This is a genomic window from Citrobacter sp. MGH110, assembly GCF_001037515.1.
Classification (GTDB): Bacteria; Pseudomonadota; Gammaproteobacteria; order Enterobacterales; family Enterobacteriaceae; genus Citrobacter; species Citrobacter portucalensis.
The window spans coordinates 57,784-82,417 of the sequence record NZ_KQ089831.1 but is presented as its reverse complement, the minus strand read 5'-3'; the positions used below and the strand labels follow the sequence as shown (position 1 = coordinate 82,417).

Sequence of the window (24,634 nt, the reverse complement as noted above, 5' to 3'; positions counted from 1 at the left end):
GCCAAACAGCATGGAAAGGAAAATGGCTTTCATCTGGCCGCTTCTCTCTGAACGGTTTTATAAGCCCTTAGCATTTCTTTCGATCTGCCAGAAAGGACTGATCTCATAATGAAAAAGCCACTCCGGTTGGCAATAACACCAGGCGAGCAAATTAATGCTGTATCAACAATGCGCACATGACGACGGAACTCAAATACAGTGCTGGTAATCGTTACCTTTGCGGTTGCGCCTTTATCTTCATAAGCAATTTTCATTTTCTATCCTTCACTTTGCTGTAGCGTTCATGGCTCATCACTTCCCAGTTCTGGCCGCCGTCTCGGGACAGCAAGCGCCAGCGGCGATTAACCCTCAGGCTCAGGTTCCCGGAACCGTGCATGCGACAGGGATGAATTCGCCTGGCCCTGAACTGGCGGAGTACATGGACCGCCTGCAGGTGCACCCACTCAGGAATTCGTATCGCTGTCAGGGCCATTGTCCTTCTCTCCTGCAGGTGGAGTGATCGTGTAACCGGCACGTTCAGCCATCCATAAAAAAGTCTCCAGCGACGCTGTAACTTCGCCGTTCTGAACCGGGCGCACGTGGATTACTTTCCCGTTCTCGATCGTCAGCACTATTTCAATAGGACCATGTTCCACCGAATAATTAACATCAGCCATTTGATGTCTCCTGAATGCGTAATTCCATATCCCGAGCCATTTCGATGAATGTGTCCAATGTGCAGATATGTTCATCCTCAGTTAGCCGTCGGTCGCACTTAACTGCGCCATTTTCGATATAGAGAACCACGCGCCCGGTAAAAGCTGGAGATACATGTAGATCTATACTTAAAACAGGACGTGGAATTAATGCCTCTTTGTACATAATCAATTTTTGATTAGACTGCATGTTGAGCTCTCCTTTTTTTCAGCGCTTCTTCAGCCAGGGTTTCAATAAGAGCATCCATGAAATACACTGCATCGGGTGTTAAGTTACTTTTACCTAAGCAGTCGAAATAATGCCCGGCTATGGCTTCTTCTGCTAAATGCTTAGTGGGATAAGTCATGTAAATCATTTCTTCAAAAAGTTTTATCAGCGCTTTTGTCAATATGCCTTCGGATAATTCGACAGGAAATAATGCACCGTTATTCAACTTTGCCATTTGGATATAGCCGCCAGTTCTACGATAAACAGAATTCAGTTTCGCCTGCACTAAGTGACGACGGCGAGTTTCAATTAGTGTATTCATGATTATTTCCCGTATGCTTTTTTTAAGTAAAGGGTTGCTATGACCATATGCCCAGCAGCGGCGAAACGCTGTGCTGTTTTAAATGCCTCAATATCTTTAATGAAAGTAATAATTCATCATTCCCTATTGCAGGGCTGAGTGATTCCCCAGCGATTAAGCTGTAAATAAATTATTGGTTATTACTTGGTTAGACCGCGACTATGTGAATCGATAACATCCATCTGGTTTAATAGCGCGGTTGCAATAATATTAATGTTCGCACCAGCACCAGCACCTTCAATGGAGTCGGATATAAAAAACAAGGCCTGTGCACAACGTTCTATTTCGTCTCTCCATAACTCAAGGTCTTCGGCAGAGGTTACTAATGGTGCTGACTGTTTGCTAGGCATAACACCCTCTCTTTATCCATATTGCTGATAAGTGACAATTAATTTAATTTCGATTCAATTTTTTCTAGTTCTGCACGGATTCTCATGGCGTAATCGTGAATAACATCTGACATATAACATTTAGGGTTGTTATTATCTTTATCTGTGAAATATGCCTCGATATAAATGTGGGTTAGTTCTTCCAGTTTTTTTGCAATAATGATTGCATCAAAAATATCTTCATCGATATTGGCCGTTCTATCCGTTAAATTAAAATCGGGTTGTGTTTGCGTGTTTAGTTTTTCTACATATTCATATGCAGACTCATTGGTTTTCTGCATGGAGCGAATCAGGCACGCAATTGCATTATCAGCTTCTGGCGGCAATTCGTTGTTGCGGTAAATAACCTCAAGTAATGAAGTGCTTTCTAAAAGATCAGCCGCAATGCTTTCAATCATGCTGATTGGAGTTTTCATTTATTTATTCTCCGTCCAGTCATGACCAAGTTCATGGTTTAAAGTGGAAAGGTTTTTTTTCAGTTGATTGATACAAATTTGAATAAGGGCTGCAGGTTTATAGCCAGTATCTGGATCAGATTCGGCATATTCAAGCGCATTGACCACCCGATCAATATCCATAGCTAGCTTATGGACAAGACCATTTTCCGAAACCAATTGTTGAGTGTTCATATACTCGCTCCGTTTGCTTGTTGATGATTCAACAATACATAATGTATTAAGTTGCGTCAATACAAAACGGATTAATCTGATGTATTAATTTTTATCTTTCTGTTTGTAAAGGGGTTTTTGTTTGCTCTAGTGACGTAGGGCATAAAAAAAGCCGCTTACGCGGCTTATGCACTATGGAAGATTGGTTATCTTTGCGTCTACCACGACACCGATAATACGGCAATTACCGTTTATGGGAATGATCGGATATTGAGGGTTCAACGGCTTGAGGAATCGTTGACCAGCATCGATAACTAGTTTTTTGAAAGTAGCCTCGTTATCCCCATCAAGCTTAGCTACAACTAACTTTCCGTTGATGGGCTCAACCTGAGGATCGACCAGTATAACCATGCCTTCTGGAATGCTAAGCCCTGCAGGCGAGGTCATCGAATCCCCTCTGACGTCTAACCAAAATGAATCTTCTGAACATTCGACGGTTGTATCATACCAGCGGTCGATCGCCCGCCTATGATATGGCTCTACTGCTTCCATCCAATCCCCTGCGCTAACCCAACTGATTACGGGGTAGCTTCCTTTCGATTCATTGATTCCGCGAAATGACACATTGTGATCAGCTCTTGCGTCGCTCACCGCGCCGTCAGCGTCAACTACAAAACCTGGCATTTGTAGAATTTTAAAAATTTTTGCTATGACCTCCAGATTAGGTTCACGTCTTCCGTTCAGCCAATGACCTAACCCACCCTGTGTCATACCGAGTGCTTCAGCTAGCTGTTCCTGAGTCATTCCGACTTCTTTCATCCTGGATTTAGCCAGGTCCTGCCATCTCTGTTTCATAGACATGATTATTACAATCCGTATTTTTTGAACAACTTCCATTTTGTATTATTGTCTTAAGTGTGTATAGTACGTTATGTATTATTTAGATAGGAACTATCCGAATGAGCGGTATCAAGAGCCTAAGGCTGAGAGCAAAAGTGACCCAAGGGGAGCTGGCAGCGTTGATTGCTAGCTCTCAAGGGGCCGTTAGCCACTACGAAACTGGTCGCCGAATCCCAGATATTGAAGTTGGGAAACGCATTGTGAGCGCTTTTAAGCAGCTCGGATATGAAACCAGTCTGGATGAGGTTTTTTCCGATGAACATACCGGAGAGCAACTTCGATAACGCAATGCTGCCGGAAACCCACTCACAAGCGGATGCCGAGTGGGTTAAGCAGCAGTTACTTAGCCTGACACCAACTGCAAGACAAAAAGCTATCCAGCGTTATGCAGCTGTGTATCAGGAGGCGTTCGAAGCTGAACCCGTTTCATACCGCAAGGAGAACCGGGCAAGGCATGAAGCAAACACAAGGCTTCGCCTGTTTGTGAGAAATCAGGGCAGAGCTTTACAGGGGTATACCGCCGAACCTCCCCTGGCTGGAACGCGACAGCGCTCCTGATTGTTTCGGGTTTAAAGGTACCTGAACAGAAGCAGGCTTAAAGGTGCCTGTTCAGGTTGGCAACCAACTGACCCAACTCCTCATGTGTACTAGGGAAGTAGTACGTTTTTATGGGGAAGAGGGAAAGGGGGGTAAGGGGGGATTGGGTGCAGGGGTAGGAATAGGGTCTTTTCCAACAGGAGAGATCCATTGGTTAAGTAGATCACTGTCTTAAGGGCGCAATTTAAAAAAACGCCTGTATCAGCAAGGTAGTACAAAGCGCTCAGGCGCTGAGAAACGAAAAGGGTTCTTCCTGGAAGAGTGATTTTTCAGAGGAGCTGAATCAGAAGGGAGGCTGGCAGCCTTTGGGGAGGCCGCTAGCCATGTGAGGGGGAATCCATGAAAACCACATCACAAAATTATTATCTCATCAGCACGGGGGCAGCACAATGGAGCTGACGATTACGCCGAATTTTGCACAGGAAAGAGCGTTAAACATGTTGCGCCATGACTGGAAGGCAAACGACACCTTCATGGTGTACTCGCCAACTGGCAGCGGTAAAACTGGTCTTGCCGCTTTCATCGTTGCCGGGTTCGTCAGCCGTGGTATGCGCGTTCTGTTTTGTGCACCGTACACCATCCTGATTGGTCAGACGGCCAATCGCTTTGTGGAGTACGGGTTACCGGGGGATGAAATCGGTTATATCTGGGCGGATCACCCGAACTACGATCCAGCCCGTAAAATTCAGATTGCCAGCGCCGACACGCTTATTCGTCGTGTTTTTCCTGAAAATATTGATCTGCTGATTATCGACGAAGCACACCTGCGTAAAAAACGCATCCTGAAGGATATCGAACGGCTGCGCGGCAAAGGCGTAAAGGTGATTGGTCTGTCGGGTACGCCTTTTTCCCCATTCCTGGGCAAATACTATGACCGACTGATTAAGCCGACCACCATCGGCGAGTTAATCCAGCGTGGCGATCTGAGTAAATACGAATTTTACGCGCCAACAAAGCCGGATCTGAAAGGCGTAAAAACCAAGTCTTCGCTTGAATACGGCAACGATTACAACGAAACGCAGCTGGCTGAAATTATGTGTGGCTCTACGCTGGTGGGCGACATCGTACAGAACTGGCTGGAGAATGGCCGGGATCTCCCTACCATCGCTTTCTGCGTCAACGTAGCTCACGCCAATTACCTGACAATCCAGTTTAACCTGGCGGGTGTTAACGCTGAGGTCATGACCGCCGACACTCCAGTGGATGAGCGCCAGACCATCATTCACCGCTTTGAAACCGGCGCAACGAAAATCATCGTTAGTGTGGGCGTTCTGGTGGCCGGCTTCGATAGTGACGTTCGCTGCATCATCTACGCCAGACCAACAAAAAGCGAAATTCGCTGGCTGCAGGCGCTCGGGCGTGGCCTGCGCACCGCACCGGGTAAAGAGTCCTGCCTCATATTCGATCACAGCGGTACTGTGCACCGCCTCGGTTATCCGGATTCTATCGAGTATGACGATCTCCCCGGTAAGTCTGACGGTATGGAGGAAAGCGCGCGCCGCGCAGCTGAAGAACGGGCCGAAAAACTCCCCCATGAATGTTCTCAATGCCACTACATGAAACCCGCTGGTGTGTACGTATGCCCGAAATGCGGACATAAGCCGTTGGGCGGTGAGGACGTCGATACTGACACCGGACGCAAACTCAAAAAGCTGGGTAAAGACCAGCATCAGCCCACGAAGGCAGAGAAACAGGCCTGGTGGAGTCAGATCAAATTCTATCAGCGCCAGCGCGTATCGCAGGGGAAAAAGCCCGTTAGTGATGGCTGGTGCGCAAACACTTTTCGCGATCGTTTTGACGAGTGGCCTAACGGGCTGAGCGATTTCCCGATGGAGATCACACCGACTGTTTCGAATTTCATCCGGCACAAATTGATCGCTTATGCGAAAGGTCAGGAGAAGGCCAAACGTATGCAGGCGGCATCTGGTGCACCTGCGCCATCCTCCATTCGGCAAGCACAGAAAGTGATTAGCGATATCAAACAGCAGTTAGGAAAACGAGCATGAAGACGGCAGAAGCAGCAATTGGGCATTGGCCTACCATCTTTGAGCACTTCGGCCTTCCGCCGATCACTGGTAAAAACCACTTTAAAGGCGAATGTCCGGTATGTGGAGCGCGCGGCAAGCTACGTATTGACGACCGCGACGGTCGGGGGACGTGGATTTGTACCTGCGGCAACGGTGACGGTATGAAGCTTGTCACCCTGACACAGGGGAAGCCATTTAACGAGGTTTGCAGGGAAATAGACCACCTGATCGGTAATGATTTTCAGCGTGTAAAAATCCCTGTCAGCAGCAGTGCTACCAGCCTGCGTACAAAGGTTCTGAATAAGTTCGCGAAGCTGCAGCCGTTGCGCGGCACTTCTGGTGCTGCGTATCTCAATGCGCGCGGTATTTTCAGTCTGCCTCCTGAAGCGATTCGCTTCAACGATAAGCAGCGCCATGCCGGGAGGGTGTATCAGTCGCTTTATTCCCTCGCCACTGACGATAAAGGGGAACTGTGCTATCTGCACCAGACATTACTCGATGGCGCCAAAAAGGCAGATATTGGCACCAGTGCAAAGCGCCAAAAATCCCTGCAGGAAGATAACTATCTTGATCACGCTCGTTCAGTAGCGATCCGGATGTTCCCGGTAGCCAGCACACTTGGTATCGCCGAAGGCATCGAAACCGCTTTATCAGCGCACCAAATTTACAACGTAAATACCTGGGCAACCATGACGGCCAACTTCATGAAGAAATTCCGCGTTCCGGCTGGCGTTAAGCACCTCATTATTTTTGCTGACCGTGACGAGAACAGCGCTACCGGGTTGGCTGCGGCCTATGAATGCGCTCATGCCAATCTGCTGGCAAAGAATGACTTACAGCGAGTGAGCGTGTACTGGCCCGATCACGATGATTTCAACAACATGCTCATGAACGGCGATCAGGTTCGTGAGCTGGTTTTCCACAAGAAAAAGGCGGCTGCGTAATGCGTACAGATAATAACGAACATAAAGCACTATTCACCATCCCGACGGCAGCGCACAGCTCCGCCCTGGCAAACATCAAACCTCTGCCTGAGCAACGGAGAATCACCGGGCATAAACAGACCGATGCCTATTTGTGGGTACTGGAGGTCATCCGCCTGAATGAACCGGCACATCTGGACGCTGCAGAAGCTGCGCTGGAGAAAATTAAAATCTCTCCAAAAGAGGCCGAGCAACGGTATTCCCGTTATCTGCTGGCGAATGGCGGCGATCCTTTCCAGGTAGCTTTCGGTACCATCGGCATGGATAACCCGGCCCGGGCTATTGAGAATGCGCGTAAGAACATCAAAAAAGCTGCTGATGTGCGTGCTACGTTCGGCAGCTATGAGGCAGCGATGGAGGACGTAGAGGCCGAGCGAATTATTAAGTCCTCTGCGAAATTCATCGATGATTATGACTGGGGATGGACTCCAGAGGAACTCGAAGCCGGCCATATTGGCGGCGGTCGTATGTTTGAAATTGACGATCAGCGTCGTGATTATGTTGATGGTTATCGTGATGTTTTGCCAGAGCCCCATACTCTCTCTGATGTTGTTCGCGAATTTGTTTACTGGGACTGGCTTTATAGCGTACGCAATGCCGCAGGCAAAGAACTCGGTTATGAATTCGGTTACTCCGAGCATCATAATTCAGTCTATGACCGCGAGCATTATCTGGAAAAATTGCTGGCAACCATCAAACCCGTGACGCGAGCTGAAGCTATCGAGGTATGTCGCTGGTTCCTTGAAAGTGAAAAGGTACAGTACATGGAAAACCACGGTGCAGCGGTCATTCTTAATCTTGTTGGGGAGTGCGAACAATGAAGCTTGAGGCATCGCTAAAACACTTCAGCCCTCAGGGAATGCATATCAGCGACGACGTGAAGGGAACCTCTCCGGATCGTATTACCGGCACCGATGTTATGGCGGCCATTGGTACCACCAGCAGCCGCGCGCGGTTTGGTCTGGCAGCCTTCTTTGGTAAGACCGGGATCAGCAAAAGCGATGAGCAGCTGGCTGTACAGGCTCTGGCGCGTCATGCAATGGAATCAGCGCCCAGGAATGTACGTAAAGCAGCTGCAGGAGAGTTTGGCTGGTGCATGCTGGTGCTCGCACAATTTGCTTTTGCTGAATACTCCCGTTCAGCGGAAACCAGCGTGACATGTCACCGCTGCAGCGGCAGCGGATTAACCTCTCAGTATGAGGATGTGATCAAACATCCTGGAGTCTTCAACTCTGACGGAATGGAAATCGTACCGCCGAAAATCAAGCACGAACTGGTCAAGCGTAAATGCGCGGCATGTAACGGTAAAGGTGAGTTGTTGGCCCGATGCCGTTGCGGCGGCAAAGGTGAAGTGCTCGACCGCAAAGCCACAAGCGAGCGCGGCGCGCCGGTGTTTAAAACCTGCGAGCGCTGCAGCGGAAGCGGATATTCTGTCGTTTCATCTGCAACTGTTCATCGTGCCATTTTGAAGAGACTCCCGGATCTCCATCAATCCTCATGGTCGCGTAACTGGAAGCCATTCTATGAAATGCTGATTGATGTACTGCACAAGGAGGAGAGTCGGGCATCATCAGAATTTGAGAAGGCAACCAGTAATTAATACGATCGGAACAGATGGTGACAAGTTTTCGCATGATGGTGTTGACTTTGCATAAAACTGTCCTGTATGCTTCTGATTATGGAGTATAACGCCCTGTAAATAATTAATCTCAAAAAGCCCGCTATTTTGCGGGTTTTTTATTTGTGATCACTTTATTTTTTTCGCTGCTAAGTTACTGTATGTTCGTGAACAAAATTTAAGTGGTGGCATTGTGCTTTCTAACAACGAGCGTTGGGTTTCTTTTTTTGATTTTGCTTTGAGTCCTACACATCCAGCAGCGCCAAGCATTCCGATCGCAGATATTCTTACAAAGCTTAACCTGCTGGTGAAAGCAGGCAATGCTGTTAAGCTTTACAACAATGGTTCTAGAGCAGTCAGAATTTCAGAAATGAAATATGCAGTCGGGGGGCCACAAGCCACGTTGCTTATTCAACTGAGCGATAAGAACGGATCAGATCCCGTTTTTGGTGAGCTTACTACAGGAAATCTACGGGTAGAGCCTAAGCTTGCAGGGGAAGGCATCGCAGTTTCTTGTCATATTGTGATTTCTACTGAAGTTGTACCGCACACAGCAGATCATTACAAAACACTCGTTGAATCTGTGCCGGGAATAAGCAAGTCGGTTCTTGAGCCTTTTTTGAACGCAATGCTGCGAGAAGCATTCGTAGGGTGTGAGTTTAAAAACCCAGCAACAAAGGCCATGTGTCAACATAGACCAAAACTTGATATCTTCTCCCATGGTTCTCAGACGCTGATGGATGCCCTAAAAGGTGCAAAACTTCATAACGTTAAGCTTGTGAGCACAAGAAGAAAAGGTGGATTGGACCAAACGGCGTACACTGAGCTCTCAGAAAGGTCCGTAAGGTATAAAATCATTAGACAGCCGCCATTGAAAGATAAAGAAAGGTTGTTAGAGATTTTAAGAAAGAAAGGGCAGCAGTCTGGATATACCAAGGTTTCAATTAGTTACTCAAAAGATGGCAAGCAAGCCAGTTTGGATCTTGACCGTAACGAAGATGCTGCCACAAAACTGTTCACTAAAAGTGAGAGGGTAATATTAGGTAACCTCATCAACCAATGTGAAAGCACAGTACATCTGCAGCTTGAAACGAAAATGATAGGGTTGCTCTAACGGGAGTTTCATATGAAACTTTTTTCGCCGCTGAGTTATCTCCGCATCAAGCATGAGGAAAAGGACTGGTATGATTACAAAATACCAGCTGCAGTGTCTCTAATCGTCACTATTGTTTATTATTTCCATGCTAGCAAAATTTCTTTAATCGAGACTAACGGGCTCCTGCTTCAGGTTAATGGATTACTTCAAGTCTTGATTGGTTTTTATATCGCAGCACTGGCTGCGGTTTCTACTTTTTCTAGCTCTTCGATCGACGAAGTAATGGCGGGCGTACCTCCGACTCTAGTAGAGAAATTCCGAGGGCAAAAGCTTACTGTCGAACTGACGCGCAGGCGCTTTGTTTGTTACCTTTTTGGTTATCTAGCTCTTGTGAGCTTTATGCTATTTTGCTTGGGGATGATTTCTATTCTGATTGGGAAGCCTTTCCATTTGTGGCTGCTCACATTCTGGTCTCCTGATGCAATCTTGTGGCTTAAAACGGTGTTTGTTGGCGTTTATATATTCATCTTAATGAATATCATAACAACTACTTTGCTGGGACTTTACTTCCTTGCAGTTCGGTTCCACCAATCATCGCTGTAAAAAAATCTAAATACTTTGAGGCTGCCTTCGGGCGGCCTTTTTTATTTCAGGCTCACGGGAATCATCCTCGACGTGCTTTGTTGATAAATCCAGCCCGTGAAGCCTGACCCTTTTCATACACACAGCGCCATCCGAAAAATCGGAGGTGAGGCTATGACCAGAATGAGCACCATTTACAGCAGACTTTCATATGGAACAGGAACCACGCTGACCGGCTGCGGTGTATCAGCGAAGGCATATGCCGAAACAGCTAAAACAGCAAAAGAGGTGTCCTGGATGTTGGCCGACAGAATTGCAGGGTTAAACCTGAGCGACTGGGCAATTATTGTCGGTATCGCATGCACTGTAATCACCTGTGCAGTGAACTGGTATTACAGGAAAAAGGAAAGGGAGGACCGGCTTAATGGCAATGTCACCAAAGCTGAAGAATAAACTGAGCGCAGCGGTCGTTGGGTTAATTCTTGCCGGGGCTTCCGCACCTGTAATTCTCGATCAGTTTCTTAATGAGAAAGAGGGTAACAGCCTTACGGCATATCGCGACGGTGGCGGACTCTGGACCATTTGCCGTGGCGCCACGATGGTTGATGGTAAGCCAGTAGTTCAGGGTATGAAGCTGTCTGCTGAGAAATGCGCCCAGGTGAACGCCATAGAACGCGACAAGGCGCTGGCGTGGGTTGAGCGAAATATCAAGGTACCACTGACCGAACCACAGAAAGCCGGGATCGCATCTTTCTGCCCATATAACATCGGCCCCGGAAAATGTTTCCCGTCTACGTTCTATAAGCGGATCAATGCGGGCGACCGTAAAGGAGCCTGTGAAGCGATCCGCTGGTGGATTAAAGACGGTGGCCGTGATTGTCGCCTAACCAAAGGCCAGAAAAATGGGTGCTATGGTCAGGTAGAGCGGCGAGACCAGGAAAGCGCGCTGGTGTGTTGGGGGATAGACCAGTGAAATATTTACCATCTGCAATCTGCTTCATTGTCGCCGGAATACTCGCATGCAAGGGTATGACTGGTTGGGGATGGTTCTTGTTTGTGGGAGTGATATTGCTATGAGTTTTCGCTCTCAGATAATTATCGCCGCGCTTCTGGTATCCGTCGCATTCATCGGCGGAAATGTCTGGAGTAACCGAGGCTGGGAAAAAAAGTGGGCGGAACGTGATAGTGCGGAATCATCGCAAACAACGAACGCTCAGACCGTCGCGCGCATGATTGAACAAGGGCGTATTATTGCCCGTGATGAGGCTGTAAAAGATGCACAAGCACAAGCCGCTAAATCTGCTGCCACTGCTGCTGGCCTGTCTGCCACTGTTAGCCAGCTGCGCACCGAAGCAACAAAACTTGCCACCCGCCTGGATGCCGCAAAGCACACCGCAGATCTTGCCGCTACCGTCAGAAGCAAAACAACCGACGCCAACGCCGCAGTGCTCGCCAACATGCTCGGAGATATTGCAGAAGAAGCTAAACGTTATGCTGGAATCGCTGACGAACGCTATGCCGCCGGGATGACGTGTCAACGTATTTACGACTCGGTGAGACAGTCGAATAACGGGAAGTGGCAAAAAGCGGGGACGAATCCCCGCTAGCTGTTAGCCAACTTTGCGATAAGGATAGCCAGCTTTTTTGATGTGGGCATCAAAATACTGACCTTTTGACGGTGCATTCATTAGCGCCGTGTGCACGGCAGAAGGAACCCGAGAGTATTGATAAATGCCACTGCTATGGAATGCAATTTCCAGCGTTGAAGTGGCCTGGTCATAACCTACTGATTGGAGATTTGAAGATGAAACAGGTTGACGAATCAAAGCAGTTTCCTCGTTTGAATGGGAAAAGTCCCGAGGAAATCGTAGAGCTATTCAAAGGGTATAACTTTGTCGACGATCATGGTCATCGACTGGATATGTGCCAGGACTTCATTGACTTAGTAGAGATGGCGACCGAAACAGATAAGTAGCCATTACAAAGCTCATCGCGGGTGGGCTTGATCATGGTCTTGAAATCTGTAATGCAATCCCCATTTACATTTTGAAACCCTCCGAGTTGGTAGGGAATTAAGGGGATTGTCATGTTAGAGAACTATTTTAAAAATGGCGCGATTGCCACTGATGAAAAAACTCAACGTCTTTTAGCTGTTCAAGCGGCCTTAGAAATTGTTAAAGCATCAGCTTCCTCAGCTGCTGGGCAGGGCGGGTCAATGTATAACGATTTAACTTCCGCCAAAGAAGGTATCTCTGGCCTCGCAGATGCGATTCAAGCTGCATTAAAAGGCTGATAGTCTCAAGTTTCTACCTAACCGCCTACGGGCGGTTTTTTATTGTCATTACAATGGGCAGTCCCATCGTAATGACATAGCTTAAATCAGAGGATTGTTCAGTATGGCTTCGTTAAAAGAATCCACTGATGTCAATGGACAATCAAAATATTACGTCCACTGGAAGGATGAAAAATCCGGTCATGGACGCCGCCGCATCTTTAAGAATATTGACGATGCAGCACATCTTTTCTGGCAAAAACAGAATATTGAGCTGGATTGTCGAACCGCCAACTGGAGCGGAATAGATCATTCATGGACTTTCCGAAAGTTAATACTGTTTTATCTTGGCTATCAGGCCGGCAAGCTGGAAAAAAATATCATACGGCTGTCGTCTTATACGAAATGCCGTCACGATCTTCTCGCTGTTGATGGGCCGATACTGGAACAAAATATTCTCCATATCAGTCATCGGGATATCGTTGATTCGGTTCGCCCTGGCTGCCATCGCTGGATTCGTTCGGCTTTCTTCCTGCTGGTGGGAAAACGGCTCATCACTTTTAACCCTGTTGATCGTCCTGCGCGCCGGAAGCGTCGACCCATCACTATACCGCCTTCATCATCGGTCAGAGAGCTACTGAATAACGCGCCAGTTCGTGAGCGTATCGCGTGCTGGCTCGGGATTTGTGGCCTGCGCATCGGTGAGGCTCTGGCGGTTACTTATAACGACGTGTCAGCCGACTGGATCGACATCCGGGGGCATGTAGTTGACGGTGTGATACATGAGGGGCTGAAAAGAGGTGTGGAGCGCCGGGTACGGATGCCGCGTGAGCTTTTCGCGTTGCTGGATAAAAGTAAGCTTGGTTCCTCTGAGCCTCTTATCTGTAATCAGTTTACCGGCGCATGCCTCGCTACCAGCTATGGCACTCAGGGTGTTCTCGTCAGAACTCTAAACGACTATGGCATTAAGCGATTCCATCATCTTCGCCACTTTGCTGTATCTCGCCTGGCAAATAAAGGCGTCGATATTCTGAAAGTTTCCAGGCTTATTGGGCATTCGAACATCAAAACTACGATGGACGTTTACGGTCACCTGTTCGGGGAAGTGGTGGAGATGGATTTAGACTGAGTTATCCACATAGTGGAAATATTAGGGCGATCCACTATCTCCCCATTCTGCGCGGCCTCCGGGCATTAAATCGCAGTTTTGGCGAAAAATAGATAACTCCGCATTTTTTCGACATTTTAATTCCGCACTCAAACCCAGCAGGCTTGCAGCCCCGGAGTGGATTTTTTCTCAGAATTATTCCGCACGCAAAATGCGGAAAAATGATTTTGAACAAAATATAAACAGCACCCGATTTCAGGTAAGCGTATGGCCCGAAAAAATAGCTTTAAGAAGGCCTACGTCGGTATCGTTCTTGACATGGCCTTAGCCCGTAACAAGATCTCAAACCGCATGGTTGCCCAGCGGCTGGAAATTGACGAGGCGACTATCCGCAATTGGCGTAAGGAACATGCCGACTTTAACCGTGCCTTTACCGAGGCTCGCGAAGTTCTGATGGAAAGGATTAACAATGTTGCAGGTAAAAACCTGGACGTTCGTAAGCGGAAGACTGTCACTAAATCCCCCAATGGCCTGAAAACAACGGTCGAGGATGTCTTGCCAACACACAATGATGTTGCGGTGTTTGCCAAAGCCCTTGGCCTCGGTCGCAGCGTTTATGGGGAAGAAGACCGTCAACGTGATGTTCTTCGTGAAGTGATGAAACACAAGGTCGACGGTAAATACTCCGCGCTGCAGGCGGCGCAGCTACTTGAGGCTGAGGGGATTAAGGTTCCGCCCACTCTGCTTATGGAACTGGGAGCACCGAAAATTTTCGAATCGTTCACCAATATGGACGAGGCAGCCAAAGCCGAAGCGGCGAACCTGACCCCGCAGGAAGCGGCAGATATCTACAAAAAATACATGGGCTGAAAAATGCAAAAACAGGCGTTTCGAACTAAAAAAATGCTATGCACTTTTTGACCCGTTTTATGCACGTTTTATTCATCCCGATTTGACCTCTTTTCTGTTCAAAACAGAGGCTTCACGCCGTTTGCGTGATGGGTGCTGTTGCGCCAGTGCGGGTAACGACCATTATGTTAAATCGGGGCGTTTTTGAGGAATTTTTCTGTGCCGATCCCGTTCCCCTTTGACTTCCGTAAACCGGACTATACCGCCGTGTTTGAGTGGAGAATGGAGAGGCTGGAGCGGATCAGGAAAGCGCCTGAAATGCTTCCGGCACTCCGTGAGTTTTACCGTACTAACCCGGCCCAGTTCATCATCGACTGGGGCATGACGACGGACCCGCGTAACCTCGATTATGGCCTGCCTGCGACCATCCCGTTTTTGCTGTTCCCCCGCCAGGAGGAATGGATTAACTGGATCATGGACAGGCGCGCCAGTCTTGAGCATGGGCTGACAGAAAAAAGCCGCGAAATGGGGCTTAGCTGGACCTCTATCGGTCTGGCCTGTTCGCTTTGCCTGTTCAACAAAGAAATGGTGATCGGGTTCGGTTCCCGTAAAGAGGAATATGTCGACAGTACCGGCGACCCGAAAGCACTTTTCTGGAAAGCGCGTAAGTTTGTCGAGCTGCTGCCGGTTGAGTTTCGCGGTTCATGGAATGACAAAAAGCACGCACCTTACATGCGCGTGGAGTTTCCGGAAACGGGCGCGGTCATTAAGGGTGAGGCCGGCGATAACATTGGCCGTGGTGACCGTACCACTCTTTATTTCGTGGATGAGTCGGCATTCCTCAAACGGCCATTAATCATCGATGCTGCGCTCTCTCAGACGACCCGCTGCCGTATAGACCTCTCATCCGTTAACGGCATGAATAACCCCTTTGCACGTAAGCGCCACAGCGGAAATATCCCGGTGTTTACGTTCCACTGGCGCAGCGACCCGCGCAAGGATGATGAGTGGTACCGCAACGAATGTCTGAAAATTGATGATCCGATTATCGTTGCTCAGGAACTGGACCTGAACTACAGCGCATCCACAGAGGGGATTCTCATTCCTTCCGAATGGGTGCAGGCCGCCGTCGACGCACATATTAAACTGGGTATTCAGCCCAGCGGCCAGCGCCTCGGCGCAATGGATATCGCAGACGAAGGGAAAGACAAAAACGGCTTTTCTTGCCGCTATGGCTTCCTTCTGCAGAACGTTCACGAATGGTCTGGCATTGGCAGCGATATCTACGCCTCAGTCGTTAAATCGTTTGGGTATTGTGACGATTACGGTCTGGATGAGTTCCGTTTCGATGAGGACGGTCTGGGTGCTGGTGCGCGTGGCGATGCTCGCGTGATAAACGAGCTCAGGCAGGCTGAAGGCCGGGGAACAATCACAGCTACGCCTTTCCGTGGTAGCGGTAGTGTATTCGACCCGGAAGACGAAGCCGTACCTGGTGATAACGGTAAAGCGGCGCGCCTGAATAAAGACTTCTTCGCGAACGCGAAAGCACAGAGCTGGTGGCATCTCCGCAAGCTGTTTCGTAACACCTTCCGTGCGCTGAACGGGATGGACTACAACCCCGACGAAATCATTTCGATAAGCAGCGAGATAGAAAATATAGACCGCCTGCTGATGGAGCTTTCACAGCCCACGTGGTCGAAAAACGCCGTCGGTAAAATCCTCGTGGATAAACAGCCGGAAGGCACGAAATCGCCGAACCTCGCAGACGCCGTAATGATTAACTACGCGCCGATGGATTCCTCCCTTGATAACTGGGCCAAACTGGCCGGAGCGTGACATGTCCCGTAAGAAACGCCAGAACGGCGCACAAAAGCCCGTTGCGACTGCTGACGGGTACAACAATTTCACGGCCAAACTTGGCAGCGACACCAGAAACATCCAGACGGGTGGAATGTACATGCCCGGGTACATCAGCCGTAACAGGGTGATGCTGGAGTTTGCGTATCGTTCATCGTTCCTCGTTGGTGCCGGTGTGGATGCGATGGCCGATGATATGACCCGCAAGGGGATTAACATCAGCTCAAAGCTGAAACCTGGACAAAAGGGCAAGCTCGAAACGTTCTGGGATGAGCTCGCTATATGGGATGGGCTTAACGATAACCTCAAATGGTCACGATTGTACGGTGGCGCGGTGCTGGTGGTCCTGCTTGAAGGGCAGGATATGTCCTCCCCGCTGAAACTGGATCGCATCAAAGAGGGGCAGTTTAAGGGCGTGATGAGCCTTGACCGCTGGATGATTAACCCGAGTTATTACGATCTCGTTACCGATTACGGTCCCGATTTTGGGAAACCGAAATATTACAAGGTAATCACGAACCAGCAGGGGATTCCCCCCTGGAAGATCCACCATAGCCGCGTTATACGCATGGAGGGCGATACGCTTCCTTTCCAGCAGGCCCAGACGGAAAACGGCTGGGGGATGTCTGTTGTGGAGCGTATTTTCGAGCGTATCGAGGCTTTTGATACTGCGACGGTCGGCACCACACAGCTGATCCACAAAGCGCATCTACGGACCTACAGCATTGAAGACCTGCGCAAGATTCTTGCTACCGGAGGCGACCTTGAAAAGGCGCTGATGAAGCACCTGGACATGATACGTCAGTTCCAGACAATAGAAGGCATGACCATCATGGATGGTAAGGATAAGTTCGAAACCCACAGCTATACGTTTGCGGGTATCGCTGATGTCCTTCTCCGCTTTGCTGAGCAGGTTTCCGGCGCGACGGGAATTCCTCTCGTCCGTCTGTTCGGGCAGTCTCCCGCAGGTTTCAACACTGGCGACGGCGATCTGGAAAACTACTACAGCCGGGTTAACTCGCTGCAGGAGAGACGCTTACGCCGCCATATCCGATGGCTGCTCGATATCTCCTGGCGTTCTCTGTTCGGTGAACCACTGCCTGACGATTTTACTTTTGAGTTTAACAAGCTCTGGGAAATGTCAGACGTGGACCGCGCAACGATGGCGAACAATGTGGTTACTGCACTTGGTACCGCCGTTCGTGACCTCGGAATGTCGCCTGCAGCAGCGCTTAACGACCTCAGGAACATTTCCGATGTGATTGGCATCGGTGGTTCTATCACTGACGAGGATATAGAAGATGCGAAGGCCCAGTGGCAGGAGGATGAACCTGAAACCATCCCTCCGCCGTCGTTCGGAGATCCAGTATCGAAAAAGCCTGTTGGCGATAGCAAACCAGATAGGGCAGATCGTCGATGGTACCTACGATGGTTCACAGGTTAGCGCTGACAACATTTCGAAAACGCTGGTGGACTATTCCGAGGTAATCAGCGACTGGGCAGAGCAGGTCGGGCGAAGGATGTTTGCCCAGGTCGAGCAGGAAGAATGGAATCAGTGGAAATCGGTATCTGAGGAAATTGGCGCTGGCCTGCGTGATGTGGTGGGTAATACCCCCGTCGGGCAGGTAGCACAGGATATCGTATACCGACAGATTCAACTGATGAAGTCCTTGCCTCTGGAAGCTGCCGATCGTGTGATGGACATACAGCAGCGCGCAATGCAGGCGGTTGTCACTGGAGAACGTCCGGATCAGCTCTACGAGATGATTATGGCTTCCGGTGATGTGGCCGCCAGCAGGGCGCAACTGATCGCCCGTACAGAGATTGGACGAGCTACCGGCGCGTTGACGCAGGCCAGAGCCCTTTCGGTTGGCTCTGAGGGCTACTGGTGGCGCATCGAAGGGGCCGGAACGCGTGATTCTCACCGAAAGATGAAAGATAAATTTGTGCGCTGGGATAACCCGCCGACGCTGGACGGTATGACCGGACACGCCGGATGTTTGCCGAACTGCAAATGCTGGCCTGAAGTGCAAATTCCTGAACCGAGAAAATGAAAAATACGGCTTTGAGCATTCATTTCATGCGAACTGCAATACCTGCGAAATGTTATGAAAATGTTGTATTCGAAAAGATCGGTTTTTAGCTAAGTTAATCGCGATTTTTACGGCTTTAAGGGGACATTTTAATTGAGTCCATTTTCGTCGGTGCGGGTAAGAACTCTTATGTTAAATAGCCCGTTATTTTGAACATTTTTCCCATCTCACAAGGTCGCCACTGAGCGGCCTTTTTGTTGCCCGTAATCGAGCAGGTAACCCATGAAATATTTCTTCACTACACGCCTGGGCGAAACGCGTTATCTGCAGGCGGATGGCTCACTGCTGTGTAAAGACGTACCGATCGCACGTACAGGAACGCAGGTCTACTTACCCGAAGAAATCGACCTCGAGCCTGACGCCAGCGGCACAGTGACGGTCTGGCGAACGGAAGATGAGGTGTTTTCCCCGGAAACGATGGCGAGCTTTGAGGGCGTGGCCGTCACGCTGGGGCATCCAGAGGATAGTCTGGGCAACATCGTATTCGTTAACCCATCTAACTTTGCTGAGCTGGCGCACGGACATATTCAGAACGTCCGACGCGGCACCGGCGATAAATCGGATCTGCTCATTGCTGACGTGCTGATTAAACGGCAGGAAGCAATCGACGCGGTGAATTCTGGCCTGACCGATGTCAGTTGCGGCTATGACGCGCAGTACAAGCAACTGGCACCCGGCAAGGGCAAGCAATACCAAATCACAGGTAACCACCTCGCTGTCGGCATTGAACGGGGGCGTGCTGGTGGCCGCTGTGCAATCGGGGATTCCATCCCATCAACAACAAAGGAGAAGCCTGTAATGTCATGGCTTAAAAAACTGGCTCAGGCCATTAAGACGAAAGATGAGGATGCACTGGCAAAACTCATCGATGAAGCGCCGGATATGCCGTCTGATGGCATGGCTTCAATCCCCGGTGTAACTATCAACATGAATGCTCCAGCGCAGTCTACCGCGCTCCCTGAGGCGAACCGCTCCACTACGGACGAAGGCGATCCGAATAAAGAGAAAACAGGCGATGAAGAAATTCCTGCCTGGGCGAAAGCGTTGCTGGTTCGTCTGGAAACGCTGGAGGGTAAAACCACCGATGGCGATCCGGACCCAGGCAACATGACCACCGACGAAGACGAAGAAGAAAACCGCAAAGTGACGGGTGACGCAGCCTTTAAGCGCAACCTGATCGCAGATGCGGAAATTATCTGCCCTGGCTTCCAGCCTGCTGGCGATAAGAACCTGAAACGTCAGGTGCTGAATCACGCAATGCGCACCGGTGACAGCCTGAAATCGTTTGGCGTGGATGATTTCTACAAAGCGCCAAAGGCTACGGTCGACGCGGTGTTTACTGCCGCTGTAGCGCTGCATAAGGCGAAGAACCACCTTGCACCGCTAAATAGTGGTACTCGCACCACCGACCGGGCAATCAGCACAAAGCACCTTTCCCCGGCAGAACTGAACAAGCTCAACGCCGATTTCTGGGCAAAAAATAAATAAGGTAAATCATCATGGCAGGTACTGCATATTTAACGCGGATGCCCCTGGGCATTGCCGGGGGCGTTACCCGTCCTCGTGATCTCACCATTGAGCCGGTCACCCTGGACCACTCGAAGCAGTTCGCGTCCTACGGACTGGCTGGTAAATACGTGAACGATAAATTCGTTCCTCTGGAGTCCGGCGACACTATCGGCAAAGTGAAAGGTATTCTGGTCCGTCCGTTCCCGATCACCTCTGCGCTTGACCTGGCTTACATCGGTGTGACCGCTAATCAGGTGGGCGACAACCTTAAACGCGGTTACATCTGCGTAACTGCTACTGCAGGTAACGCGACGACCGCGAAGAAAGGCGATCCGGTATACGTTCGCGTGGCTGGTGGCACCACTCAAAGCCCGGTTGGCTCTTTTGTTTTGTCTCCGGACTCCACCGCATCAAATACACCTCAGCTGACAAATGCAGAGGTCATGGGGCCGGGTGAAGCCGACGGCCGTATTGAAATCGCTTATAACATCTGAGGGAATGATTAATGTTTACAGTTGACAGAGCGACCATCGACTCCACCGGCGCGTTTCTTGTCGGAGAGCTGGAGCGCATGGATCAGACGCTGAACATGCCGCTGACCTCCGTTAAGTGGTCCCGCGACATGCCACTGCGTAGCGATATTTCTATCGCTGATGAAGTGTCATCTTTCACGAACACCGATTTCGTCGGCGTTGGTGGTCCTAACCCTAACGGTAAAAACTGGATTGGTAAGAAATCCACCGCCGTTCCTGGTATTGAACTCGATATTCAGCCGACCCGTAACAACCTTACCCCTTGGGGACAGGAAATCGGATGGACGGTGCTGGAGCTGGCCTCCGCGCAAAAACTGGGCCGTCCTGTTGATGTCCAGAAATACGAAGGCATGAAGCTGAAGTGGGCAATGGATACCGACGAACAGGTTTACATCGGTGATACCGAACTGGGCGTTCGTGGTCTGCTGAACCTGCCGGATGTTACCCCGGTTGCTGCAGCTGCAGCGTGGACTGCCACCACCGATCCTGATGTCATTGTTCAGGATATCAACCTGGTGCTGTCTGATGGCTGGGTTCGTTCTGGTTATGCGGTCTGCCCGGCGAAAATTGGTCTGGCTCCGGAGCTGTTCGGCTTGCTGGCGAGCAAAAAGGTTTCCTCTGCAGGGAATATCTCCGTGCTGGAATACGTGAAGATTAATACCATCGCGTTCCAGGAAAACGGGACACCACTGGAGATCGTCTCCATGAAGTGGGCTTCCAAGCGTGGCGCTGGTGGCGCGCATCGTATCGTTGCTTACACCCAGGACGAAAAATACGTTCGCTTCCCGATGGTTCCTCTGCTGAACACGCCGCTGGAGTATCGCGGCCTGCAGCAGTTGACCACTTACTACGGCAAGCTGGGCCAGGTGGAAACCCCGTATTCCAATACGATCTCTTACCTGGACGTTCCGGCGTCTTAACCTGAAACAGGCGGGGAACCCCGCCTTTTTTATGGAGCAAAAACATGAAATACGTTGTTTCCGGTGGCGCAACTCTCAGCTTTGCCGACGGTTCTAAATTTGAGCTGTCTCAGGGCATCCACGACAGTTCCTCTTTCCCGAAAGAAGTTAAGGACCACTGGGCCTTTAAAGCCTATGCGCGCCCGATTGACGAAGCCGACCTGGCGAACGAGCAGAGCACTGAAGACCTGACCGCGAGCCTTGTTCTCCTGGCAGAAGAAAATAACACCCTGAAAGCGCAACTGGCGGCGCATGAAAAGACCATCACCGATCAGGGTAATGAAATTACGGATCTGAAAGCGCAACTGGCGGCCGCTCAGGCGGCATCTGCCGGTAATGCTGATGCCACGGACAAAGCCGATACCACCGGTGGGGACGCTAAAAATGCCAAAAAACAGCAGGCTTCCAACTAACGAGCAGTTCCGCACCGACTTTCCCGAGTTCGCCGATACCACCCGCTACCCTGATCCCTCAGTGAATTTCTATTTGGGGCAGGCAGACACAATCCTGAATCAGGACGTACAGGGCGATCAGTTCGTTTACCTTGCCGAACTATTCACCGCTCACTATACGGAGCTTCGCGGCCGCACGCTGGCCGCTGCTGCCGCTGGTGGTGTGAACAGCAACGGTGCGGCAGGTGTCGTGTCCTCTAAATCAGTGGATAAGGTTTCAGTGAGCTATGACGTGTCCGGGGTAATTAATCCGGATGCAGGTTACTGGAACAGTACCGCTTACGGACGCGAGTTCTACTGGTGGTGGTCCATGTTCGGCGCTGGTGGCAGGCAACTGCTATGAAAAGCGGGTTAACGGTTCGTGCTGATAACGCCGTGGCTGTTTTGGAATCCCTCCGCCAGTTATCCGGAATGGATGTGCTGGTGGGAATACCTGAGGACAAGGCAGGGCGTGAGGATGGCTCACCGATTAATAACGCGGAACTGGGCTACCTCCACTCGACGGGCGCAACGGTGGAAATCGACAGTACAACGGTCACGCTTCCCCCGCGTCCTTTTCTGGATATGGGGATCGAGGATTCAAAACCCCGAACAACTGCGCACCTCAAAGCAGCGGCAACCGCCGCGCTGGAGGGGCGGACTGAAGCAGCAGTGCGTGAGCTGGAGAGCGCCGGACAGATTGCTCGTGACGCTGCAAAAGCCGTTATCGGTGCTGGTGGCCGGTTGCATCCACTTTCTGAGAAAACCCTCGAACGCAGAAGGGCCGAGGGCATTCCCGGCGAAAAGCCGCTGTATGCCCACGGATACCTGTTGCGCTCAATTAACTACGTCGTGAGGAAAAAATAATGCCTCTTCTCGATGTGAGCGATGTTCTTCTCGATCCCGACTTCATGGACACCAGTCTGGTATGTCACCGGCAGGTTCAGACGGTGGATGAGGACAATTTCGCGAAAAACACAGCTCAGGATATCCCATTCTCTGGCGTGGTAACGGTTGATCGTTCTCTGGAAGCCAGGCGAATGGAGGCAGGCCAGAACATCAGCGGTGCGATCCTCATCGTGACGCAGTTCAGGTTAACTCAGGGCCAGCCCGGTACAGACAGCACCCCGCGACTTGATGCCGATATCGTGACCTATAACGGACGCGACTATCGCGTGACGTTCGTCGATCCGTACACCAGTTACGGCGCCGGATTCGTCCAGGCACATTGTGAGCTGGTGGATTTTAACGGAGGGACGCCAGTTGAGTAACGACAGCACCGTGCGCGGGTATCTGACGCCTGTCGGGGATAGCCCACAGTATGACGAGGCGCTGGAGCGAGAAATTAGTCGGTGGATTCGTGGTGTTTCTGGCCTGCCGGCCTCTCTGGTTTTCCCCCGATGGACCGACCCGCAGCCGCAGATCCCCAACAACGGGGTGACGTGGTGCGGTTTCGGTATCACTACCGTTCCGCAGCCGTTAAGCCAGTCTGATGTTCAGGTGTCGGAAGAACAGTCCGAGCAATGGATATGGGAGCAGGTCACAGTGATTTGCTGCTTCTATGGGCCTCAGGGAGCCAGCACGGCATCAACTTTCCGCGCGGGGATATTCGTCGAGCAAAACAACGCCGAGCTGAATCGCTCGGGACTTTCGCTGGTGGAGGCCGGGACTATCTACAACCTGCCAGAGCTCATTAATAACCAGTGGGTGAGGCGCTACGACCTCACCATAACGCTGTCCCGCAAAAACATTCGTACCTACAACGTCCGGACGCTGCAAGATGCGCCCGTCTCATTTTTCGGAGACTAAATTATGCCGCAGGGATTACCTGTATCTAACGTCGTGAATGTCGACGTGATCATTGGGCCGCGTGCGGCTACTGGTCGAAACTTTGGTTCACTGCTCATTCTCGGGAGATCAACGGTTATCCCGGTTTCTGAGCGCATTCGCCTCTACTCATCCCCGGAAGATATCGGCACAGATTTCGGCGTAGATAGCCCGGAATATGAAGCCGCTACAGTGTATTTCTCGCAATCACCGAAACCTCAGCAGGTGTATGTCGGTCGCTGGGCTAAAACGCTGGTATCGGCTGAAAGCGGTTCGGCGGAAACGTTGCTGCAGGCGGTGAACGCCGTTCTGAATTACACGAACTGGTACGGTCTGGCCGTGGCTGACGATGAAGATATCGATGATGCCGACTGGCTGAGCGTGGCCGCTGCGATCGAGGCCTCCAGTCTCAGCCGAATTCTGGCGATTACCACTGCAGAGCCTGAGACGGTAAACGCGACCTCCACTACCGACCTGGCTTATAAGCTGAAGGCGGCAAAATACGCTCGCACGTTTGTGCAGTATTCCACCAGCAGCAAGTACGCCGCACTGTCTGCATTTGGTCGCGCGTTCACGGTGAATTTCAATGGCAGTAACACGACCATCACCCTGAAATTCAAGCAGGAGCCGGGGATTACCTATGAAACCCTGACCACCAATCAGGCGGCGGCGCTGGATGCCAAGAACTGCAACGTGTTTGTGTACTACCAGAACGATACGGCAATCCTGCAGCAGGGCGTCATGTCCAGCGGTGATTTCTTCGACGAACGCCACGGGCTCGACTGGCTGCAGAACTACGTTCAGACCAACCTGTATAACCTGCTCTATACCAGCACAACCAAAGTCCCACAGACCGATGCTGGCGTTACGCGCCTGCTTTCCAATGTTGAACAGTCTATGGATCAGTCCGTCACTAACGGGCTGGTGGCTGCTGGCGTATGGAACGGTGGCCCGATTGGGCAGCTGGATTCCGGCGACACGCTGACAAAAGGCTATTACGTCTACGCGCAGCCGATTTCCGAGCAGGCGCAGGCAGACCGTGAAGCACGTAAGGCACCGGTTATTCAGGTGGCCTGTAAGCTGGCTGGTGCGGTTCATTTCGCTGATGTTCAGATCAACGTCGTTCGCTAAG

Annotated in this window: 36 protein-coding genes; 26 read left to right on the top strand and 10 right to left on the bottom strand. The window is 50.6% G+C overall.

Annotated elements, in window-relative coordinates:
• Window positions 1-29: 29 nt before the first annotated feature.
• The 9 genes from SK38_RS16625 to SK38_RS16590 form a co-directional block, all read right to left on the bottom strand.
• Window positions 30-254, bottom strand: coding sequence for a hypothetical protein (locus SK38_RS16625; protein ID WP_048236572.1), 225 nt, complete (start codon window positions 252-254; stop codon window positions 30-32).
• Window positions 251-472, bottom strand: a complete 222-nt coding sequence (locus SK38_RS25245; protein ID WP_045261750.1) for a ParE family toxin-like protein — start codon at window positions 470-472, stop codon at window positions 251-253. Before SK38_RS25245 ends, SK38_RS16625 begins: the two co-directional genes overlap by 4 nt.
• Window positions 444-656: a hypothetical protein gene (locus SK38_RS16620; RefSeq protein WP_048236570.1), complete on the bottom strand. Its 213-nt coding sequence runs from the start codon at window positions 654-656 to the stop codon at window positions 444-446. The genes SK38_RS25245 and SK38_RS16620 overlap by 29 nt, the downstream gene beginning before the upstream one ends.
• Complete coding sequence (locus SK38_RS16615) at window positions 649-885, bottom strand: hypothetical protein (protein ID WP_048236569.1); 237 nt, start codon at window positions 883-885, stop codon at window positions 649-651. The genes SK38_RS16620 and SK38_RS16615 overlap by 8 nt, the downstream gene beginning before the upstream one ends.
• Window positions 875-1,225 carry a hypothetical protein gene (locus tag SK38_RS16610; RefSeq protein WP_048236567.1) on the bottom strand — a complete coding sequence of 117 codons (351 nt, stop codon included), beginning with the start codon at window positions 1,223-1,225 and terminating at the stop codon, window positions 875-877. Before SK38_RS16610 ends, SK38_RS16615 begins: the two co-directional genes overlap by 11 nt.
• A gap of 179 nt (window positions 1,226-1,404) precedes the next feature.
• Window positions 1,405-1,614, bottom strand: a complete 210-nt coding sequence (locus SK38_RS16605; RefSeq protein WP_048236565.1) for a hypothetical protein — start codon at window positions 1,612-1,614, stop codon at window positions 1,405-1,407.
• Between the two features lie 38 nt (window positions 1,615-1,652).
• Window positions 1,653-2,069, bottom strand: coding sequence for a hypothetical protein (locus tag SK38_RS25240; RefSeq protein WP_048236564.1), 417 nt, complete (start codon window positions 2,067-2,069; stop codon window positions 1,653-1,655).
• Complete coding sequence (locus SK38_RS16595; RefSeq protein WP_048236562.1) at window positions 2,070-2,282, bottom strand: hypothetical protein; 213 nt, start codon at window positions 2,280-2,282, stop codon at window positions 2,070-2,072.
• A 171-nt stretch (window positions 2,283-2,453) separates the two neighbouring features.
• Window positions 2,454-3,122 (bottom strand): LexA family protein, encoded by a 669-nt coding sequence (locus SK38_RS16590; RefSeq protein WP_048236889.1) that lies wholly within the window; start codon window positions 3,120-3,122, stop codon window positions 2,454-2,456.
• A gap of 98 nt (window positions 3,123-3,220) precedes the next feature.
• Here SK38_RS16590 and SK38_RS16585 point away from each other — a divergent pair, with 98 nt between their 5' ends.
• From SK38_RS16585 to SK38_RS16535, 11 genes are all read left to right on the top strand, one after another.
• Complete coding sequence (locus SK38_RS16585) at window positions 3,221-3,445, top strand: helix-turn-helix transcriptional regulator (RefSeq protein WP_048236560.1); 225 nt, start codon at window positions 3,221-3,223, stop codon at window positions 3,443-3,445.
• Complete coding sequence (locus SK38_RS16580; RefSeq protein WP_048236559.1) at window positions 3,417-3,719, top strand: hypothetical protein; 303 nt, start codon at window positions 3,417-3,419, stop codon at window positions 3,717-3,719. Before SK38_RS16585 ends, SK38_RS16580 begins: the two co-directional genes overlap by 29 nt.
• A gap of 428 nt (window positions 3,720-4,147) precedes the next feature.
• Entirely contained in the window at window positions 4,148-5,764 is a 1,617-nt protein-coding gene (locus SK38_RS16575) for a DEAD/DEAH box helicase (protein ID WP_048236557.1), read from the top strand.
• Window positions 5,761-6,729, top strand: coding sequence for a toprim domain-containing protein (locus tag SK38_RS16570; protein ID WP_048236555.1), 969 nt, complete (start codon window positions 5,761-5,763; stop codon window positions 6,727-6,729). Before SK38_RS16575 ends, SK38_RS16570 begins: the two co-directional genes overlap by 4 nt.
• Window positions 6,729-7,589 carry a hypothetical protein gene (locus tag SK38_RS16565; RefSeq protein ID WP_048236553.1) on the top strand — a complete coding sequence of 287 codons (861 nt, stop codon included), beginning with the start codon at window positions 6,729-6,731 and terminating at the stop codon, window positions 7,587-7,589. The genes SK38_RS16570 and SK38_RS16565 overlap by 1 nt, the downstream gene beginning before the upstream one ends.
• A complete protein-coding gene (locus SK38_RS16560; RefSeq protein ID WP_048236552.1) occupies window positions 7,586-8,368 on the top strand; it encodes an antitermination protein in 783 nt (260 codons plus the stop codon). Before SK38_RS16565 ends, SK38_RS16560 begins: the two co-directional genes overlap by 4 nt.
• A gap of 211 nt (window positions 8,369-8,579) precedes the next feature.
• On the top strand, window positions 8,580-9,500 hold the full coding sequence (locus SK38_RS16555) for a hypothetical protein (protein ID WP_231587327.1): 921 nt from the start codon (window positions 8,580-8,582) through the stop codon (window positions 9,498-9,500).
• A 12-nt stretch (window positions 9,501-9,512) separates the two neighbouring features.
• Complete coding sequence (locus SK38_RS16550; RefSeq protein WP_048236548.1) at window positions 9,513-10,085, top strand: hypothetical protein; 573 nt, start codon at window positions 9,513-9,515, stop codon at window positions 10,083-10,085.
• A gap of 153 nt (window positions 10,086-10,238) precedes the next feature.
• Complete coding sequence (locus tag SK38_RS16545; RefSeq protein WP_048236547.1) at window positions 10,239-10,517, top strand: HP1 family phage holin; 279 nt, start codon at window positions 10,239-10,241, stop codon at window positions 10,515-10,517.
• The gene (locus SK38_RS16540; RefSeq protein ID WP_048236546.1) at window positions 10,489-11,037 is read left to right on the top strand and encodes a lysozyme; all 549 of its coding nucleotides are present in this window, start codon (window positions 10,489-10,491) and stop codon (window positions 11,035-11,037) included. Before SK38_RS16545 ends, SK38_RS16540 begins: the two co-directional genes overlap by 29 nt.
• Before the next feature lie 100 nt (window positions 11,038-11,137).
• The gene (locus SK38_RS16535) at window positions 11,138-11,671 is read left to right on the top strand and encodes a DUF2514 domain-containing protein (protein ID WP_048236888.1); all 534 of its coding nucleotides are present in this window, start codon (window positions 11,138-11,140) and stop codon (window positions 11,669-11,671) included.
• A 3-nt stretch (window positions 11,672-11,674) separates the two neighbouring features.
• Here the strand turns inward: SK38_RS16535 and SK38_RS24230 are convergent, their stop codons facing one another.
• Window positions 11,675-11,890 carry a KTSC domain-containing protein gene (locus SK38_RS24230; RefSeq protein ID WP_071891841.1) on the bottom strand — a complete coding sequence of 72 codons (216 nt, stop codon included), beginning with the start codon at window positions 11,888-11,890 and terminating at the stop codon, window positions 11,675-11,677.
• A 260-nt stretch (window positions 11,891-12,150) separates the two neighbouring features.
• On the opposite strand from SK38_RS24230, the gene SK38_RS16525 reads away from it, so the two are divergent.
• The 15 genes from SK38_RS16525 (at window position 12,151) to SK38_RS16455 (ending at window position 24,633) form a co-directional block, all read left to right on the top strand.
• Window positions 12,151-12,357, top strand: a complete 207-nt coding sequence (locus tag SK38_RS16525) for a hypothetical protein (protein WP_048236545.1) — start codon at window positions 12,151-12,153, stop codon at window positions 12,355-12,357.
• A 103-nt stretch (window positions 12,358-12,460) separates the two neighbouring features.
• Window positions 12,461-13,465, top strand: a complete 1,005-nt coding sequence (locus SK38_RS16520; RefSeq protein ID WP_048236544.1) for a tyrosine-type recombinase/integrase — start codon at window positions 12,461-12,463, stop codon at window positions 13,463-13,465.
• Window positions 13,466-13,711: 246 nt separating this feature from the next.
• Entirely contained in the window at window positions 13,712-14,314 is a 603-nt protein-coding gene (locus SK38_RS16515; RefSeq protein ID WP_048236543.1) for a hypothetical protein, read from the top strand.
• A gap of 198 nt (window positions 14,315-14,512) precedes the next feature.
• Complete coding sequence (locus SK38_RS16510) at window positions 14,513-16,129, top strand: hypothetical protein (RefSeq protein WP_048236541.1); 1,617 nt, start codon at window positions 14,513-14,515, stop codon at window positions 16,127-16,129.
• Between the two features lies 1 nt (window position 16,130).
• Complete coding sequence (locus SK38_RS16505) at window positions 16,131-17,594, top strand: DUF1073 domain-containing protein (RefSeq protein ID WP_048236540.1); 1,464 nt, start codon at window positions 16,131-16,133, stop codon at window positions 17,592-17,594.
• 76 nt (window positions 17,595-17,670) lie between these two features.
• Complete coding sequence (locus tag SK38_RS16500; protein WP_048236539.1) at window positions 17,671-18,204, top strand: phage head morphogenesis protein; 534 nt, start codon at window positions 17,671-17,673, stop codon at window positions 18,202-18,204.
• Window positions 18,205-18,465: 261 nt separating this feature from the next.
• The gene (locus SK38_RS16495; protein ID WP_048236538.1) at window positions 18,466-19,731 is read left to right on the top strand and encodes a DUF2213 domain-containing protein; all 1,266 of its coding nucleotides are present in this window, start codon (window positions 18,466-18,468) and stop codon (window positions 19,729-19,731) included.
• Between the two features lie 11 nt (window positions 19,732-19,742).
• Entirely contained in the window at window positions 19,743-20,246 is a 504-nt protein-coding gene (locus SK38_RS16490) for a structural cement protein Gp24 (protein WP_044702725.1), read from the top strand.
• A gap of 11 nt (window positions 20,247-20,257) precedes the next feature.
• A complete protein-coding gene (locus SK38_RS16485) occupies window positions 20,258-21,205 on the top strand; it encodes a DUF2184 domain-containing protein (protein WP_044702726.1) in 948 nt (315 codons plus the stop codon).
• Window positions 21,206-21,249: 44 nt separating this feature from the next.
• On the top strand, window positions 21,250-21,657 hold the full coding sequence (locus SK38_RS16480; protein WP_048236537.1) for an STY1053 family phage-associated protein: 408 nt from the start codon (window positions 21,250-21,252) through the stop codon (window positions 21,655-21,657).
• Window positions 21,629-22,039, top strand: a complete 411-nt coding sequence (locus SK38_RS16475; RefSeq protein WP_048236535.1) for a DUF4054 domain-containing protein — start codon at window positions 21,629-21,631, stop codon at window positions 22,037-22,039. The genes SK38_RS16480 and SK38_RS16475 overlap by 29 nt, the downstream gene beginning before the upstream one ends.
• Window positions 22,036-22,542 carry a hypothetical protein gene (locus tag SK38_RS16470; RefSeq protein WP_048236534.1) on the top strand — a complete coding sequence of 169 codons (507 nt, stop codon included), beginning with the start codon at window positions 22,036-22,038 and terminating at the stop codon, window positions 22,540-22,542. Before SK38_RS16475 ends, SK38_RS16470 begins: the two co-directional genes overlap by 4 nt.
• The gene (locus tag SK38_RS16465) at window positions 22,542-22,946 is read left to right on the top strand and encodes a hypothetical protein (protein ID WP_048236532.1); all 405 of its coding nucleotides are present in this window, start codon (window positions 22,542-22,544) and stop codon (window positions 22,944-22,946) included. The genes SK38_RS16470 and SK38_RS16465 overlap by 1 nt, the downstream gene beginning before the upstream one ends.
• Window positions 22,939-23,484 (top strand): phage neck terminator protein, encoded by a 546-nt coding sequence (locus SK38_RS16460; protein WP_048236530.1) that lies wholly within the window; start codon window positions 22,939-22,941, stop codon window positions 23,482-23,484. The genes SK38_RS16465 and SK38_RS16460 overlap by 8 nt, the downstream gene beginning before the upstream one ends.
• A gap of 3 nt (window positions 23,485-23,487) precedes the next feature.
• On the top strand, window positions 23,488-24,633 hold the full coding sequence (locus tag SK38_RS16455; RefSeq protein ID WP_048236529.1) for a DUF3383 family protein: 1,146 nt from the start codon (window positions 23,488-23,490) through the stop codon (window positions 24,631-24,633).
• Window position 24,634 lies beyond the last annotated feature (1 nt).

What these genes read in the sequence shown, in the direction of transcription:
- SK38_RS16580 (WP_048236559.1), top strand. Translation starts at nt 3,417, where the DNA reads ATGAACATACCGGAGAGCAACTTCGATAACGCAATGCTGCCGGAAACC.
- SK38_RS16560 (WP_048236552.1), top strand. Translation starts at nt 7,586, where the DNA reads ATGAAGCTTGAGGCATCGCTAAAACACTTCAGCCCTCAGGGAATGCAT.
- SK38_RS16490 (WP_044702725.1), top strand. Translation starts at nt 19,743, where the DNA reads ATGGCAGGTACTGCATATTTAACGCGGATGCCCCTGGGCATTGCCGGG.
- SK38_RS16480 (WP_048236537.1), top strand. Translation starts at nt 21,250, where the DNA reads ATGAAATACGTTGTTTCCGGTGGCGCAACTCTCAGCTTTGCCGACGGT.
- SK38_RS16590 (WP_048236889.1), bottom strand. Translation starts at nt 3,122, where the DNA reads ATGTCTATGAAACAGAGATGGCAGGACCTGGCTAAATCCAGGATGAAA.
- SK38_RS16505 (WP_048236540.1), top strand. Translation starts at nt 16,131, where the DNA reads ATGTCCCGTAAGAAACGCCAGAACGGCGCACAAAAGCCCGTTGCGACT.
- SK38_RS16535 (WP_048236888.1), top strand. Translation starts at nt 11,138, where the DNA reads ATGAGTTTTCGCTCTCAGATAATTATCGCCGCGCTTCTGGTATCCGTC.
- SK38_RS16610 (WP_048236567.1), bottom strand. Translation starts at nt 1,225, where the DNA reads ATGAATACACTAATTGAAACTCGCCGTCGTCACTTAGTGCAGGCGAAA.
- SK38_RS16485 (WP_044702726.1), top strand. Translation starts at nt 20,258, where the DNA reads ATGTTTACAGTTGACAGAGCGACCATCGACTCCACCGGCGCGTTTCTT.
- SK38_RS16625 (WP_048236572.1), bottom strand. Translation starts at nt 254, where the DNA reads ATGAAAATTGCTTATGAAGATAAAGGCGCAACCGCAAAGGTAACGATT.
- SK38_RS25245 (WP_045261750.1), bottom strand. Translation starts at nt 472, where the DNA reads ATGGCCCTGACAGCGATACGAATTCCTGAGTGGGTGCACCTGCAGGCG.
- SK38_RS16470 (WP_048236534.1), top strand. Translation starts at nt 22,036, where the DNA reads ATGAAAAGCGGGTTAACGGTTCGTGCTGATAACGCCGTGGCTGTTTTG.
- SK38_RS16605 (WP_048236565.1), bottom strand. Translation starts at nt 1,614, where the DNA reads ATGCCTAGCAAACAGTCAGCACCATTAGTAACCTCTGCCGAAGACCTT.
- SK38_RS16475 (WP_048236535.1), top strand. Translation starts at nt 21,629, where the DNA reads ATGCCAAAAAACAGCAGGCTTCCAACTAACGAGCAGTTCCGCACCGAC.
- SK38_RS16575 (WP_048236557.1), top strand. Translation starts at nt 4,148, where the DNA reads ATGGAGCTGACGATTACGCCGAATTTTGCACAGGAAAGAGCGTTAAAC.
- SK38_RS16455 (WP_048236529.1), top strand. Translation starts at nt 23,488, where the DNA reads ATGCCGCAGGGATTACCTGTATCTAACGTCGTGAATGTCGACGTGATC.
- SK38_RS16495 (WP_048236538.1), top strand. Translation starts at nt 18,466, where the DNA reads ATGAAATATTTCTTCACTACACGCCTGGGCGAAACGCGTTATCTGCAG.
- SK38_RS16620 (WP_048236570.1), bottom strand. Translation starts at nt 656, where the DNA reads ATGGCTGATGTTAATTATTCGGTGGAACATGGTCCTATTGAAATAGTG.
- SK38_RS16550 (WP_048236548.1), top strand. Translation starts at nt 9,513, where the DNA reads ATGAAACTTTTTTCGCCGCTGAGTTATCTCCGCATCAAGCATGAGGAA.
- SK38_RS16570 (WP_048236555.1), top strand. Translation starts at nt 5,761, where the DNA reads ATGAAGACGGCAGAAGCAGCAATTGGGCATTGGCCTACCATCTTTGAG.
- SK38_RS16585 (WP_048236560.1), top strand. Translation starts at nt 3,221, where the DNA reads ATGAGCGGTATCAAGAGCCTAAGGCTGAGAGCAAAAGTGACCCAAGGG.
- SK38_RS16515 (WP_048236543.1), top strand. Translation starts at nt 13,712, where the DNA reads ATGGCCCGAAAAAATAGCTTTAAGAAGGCCTACGTCGGTATCGTTCTT.
- SK38_RS16520 (WP_048236544.1), top strand. Translation starts at nt 12,461, where the DNA reads ATGGCTTCGTTAAAAGAATCCACTGATGTCAATGGACAATCAAAATAT.
- SK38_RS16595 (WP_048236562.1), bottom strand. Translation starts at nt 2,282, where the DNA reads ATGAACACTCAACAATTGGTTTCGGAAAATGGTCTTGTCCATAAGCTA.
- SK38_RS16540 (WP_048236546.1), top strand. Translation starts at nt 10,489, where the DNA reads ATGGCAATGTCACCAAAGCTGAAGAATAAACTGAGCGCAGCGGTCGTT.
- SK38_RS16465 (WP_048236532.1), top strand. Translation starts at nt 22,542, where the DNA reads ATGCCTCTTCTCGATGTGAGCGATGTTCTTCTCGATCCCGACTTCATG.
- SK38_RS25240 (WP_048236564.1), bottom strand. Translation starts at nt 2,069, where the DNA reads ATGAAAACTCCAATCAGCATGATTGAAAGCATTGCGGCTGATCTTTTA.
- SK38_RS16500 (WP_048236539.1), top strand. Translation starts at nt 17,671, where the DNA reads ATGTTTGCCCAGGTCGAGCAGGAAGAATGGAATCAGTGGAAATCGGTA.
- SK38_RS16565 (WP_048236553.1), top strand. Translation starts at nt 6,729, where the DNA reads ATGCGTACAGATAATAACGAACATAAAGCACTATTCACCATCCCGACG.
- SK38_RS16615 (WP_048236569.1), bottom strand. Translation starts at nt 885, where the DNA reads ATGCAGTCTAATCAAAAATTGATTATGTACAAAGAGGCATTAATTCCA.
- SK38_RS16545 (WP_048236547.1), top strand. Translation starts at nt 10,239, where the DNA reads ATGACCAGAATGAGCACCATTTACAGCAGACTTTCATATGGAACAGGA.
- SK38_RS16525 (WP_048236545.1), top strand. Translation starts at nt 12,151, where the DNA reads ATGTTAGAGAACTATTTTAAAAATGGCGCGATTGCCACTGATGAAAAA.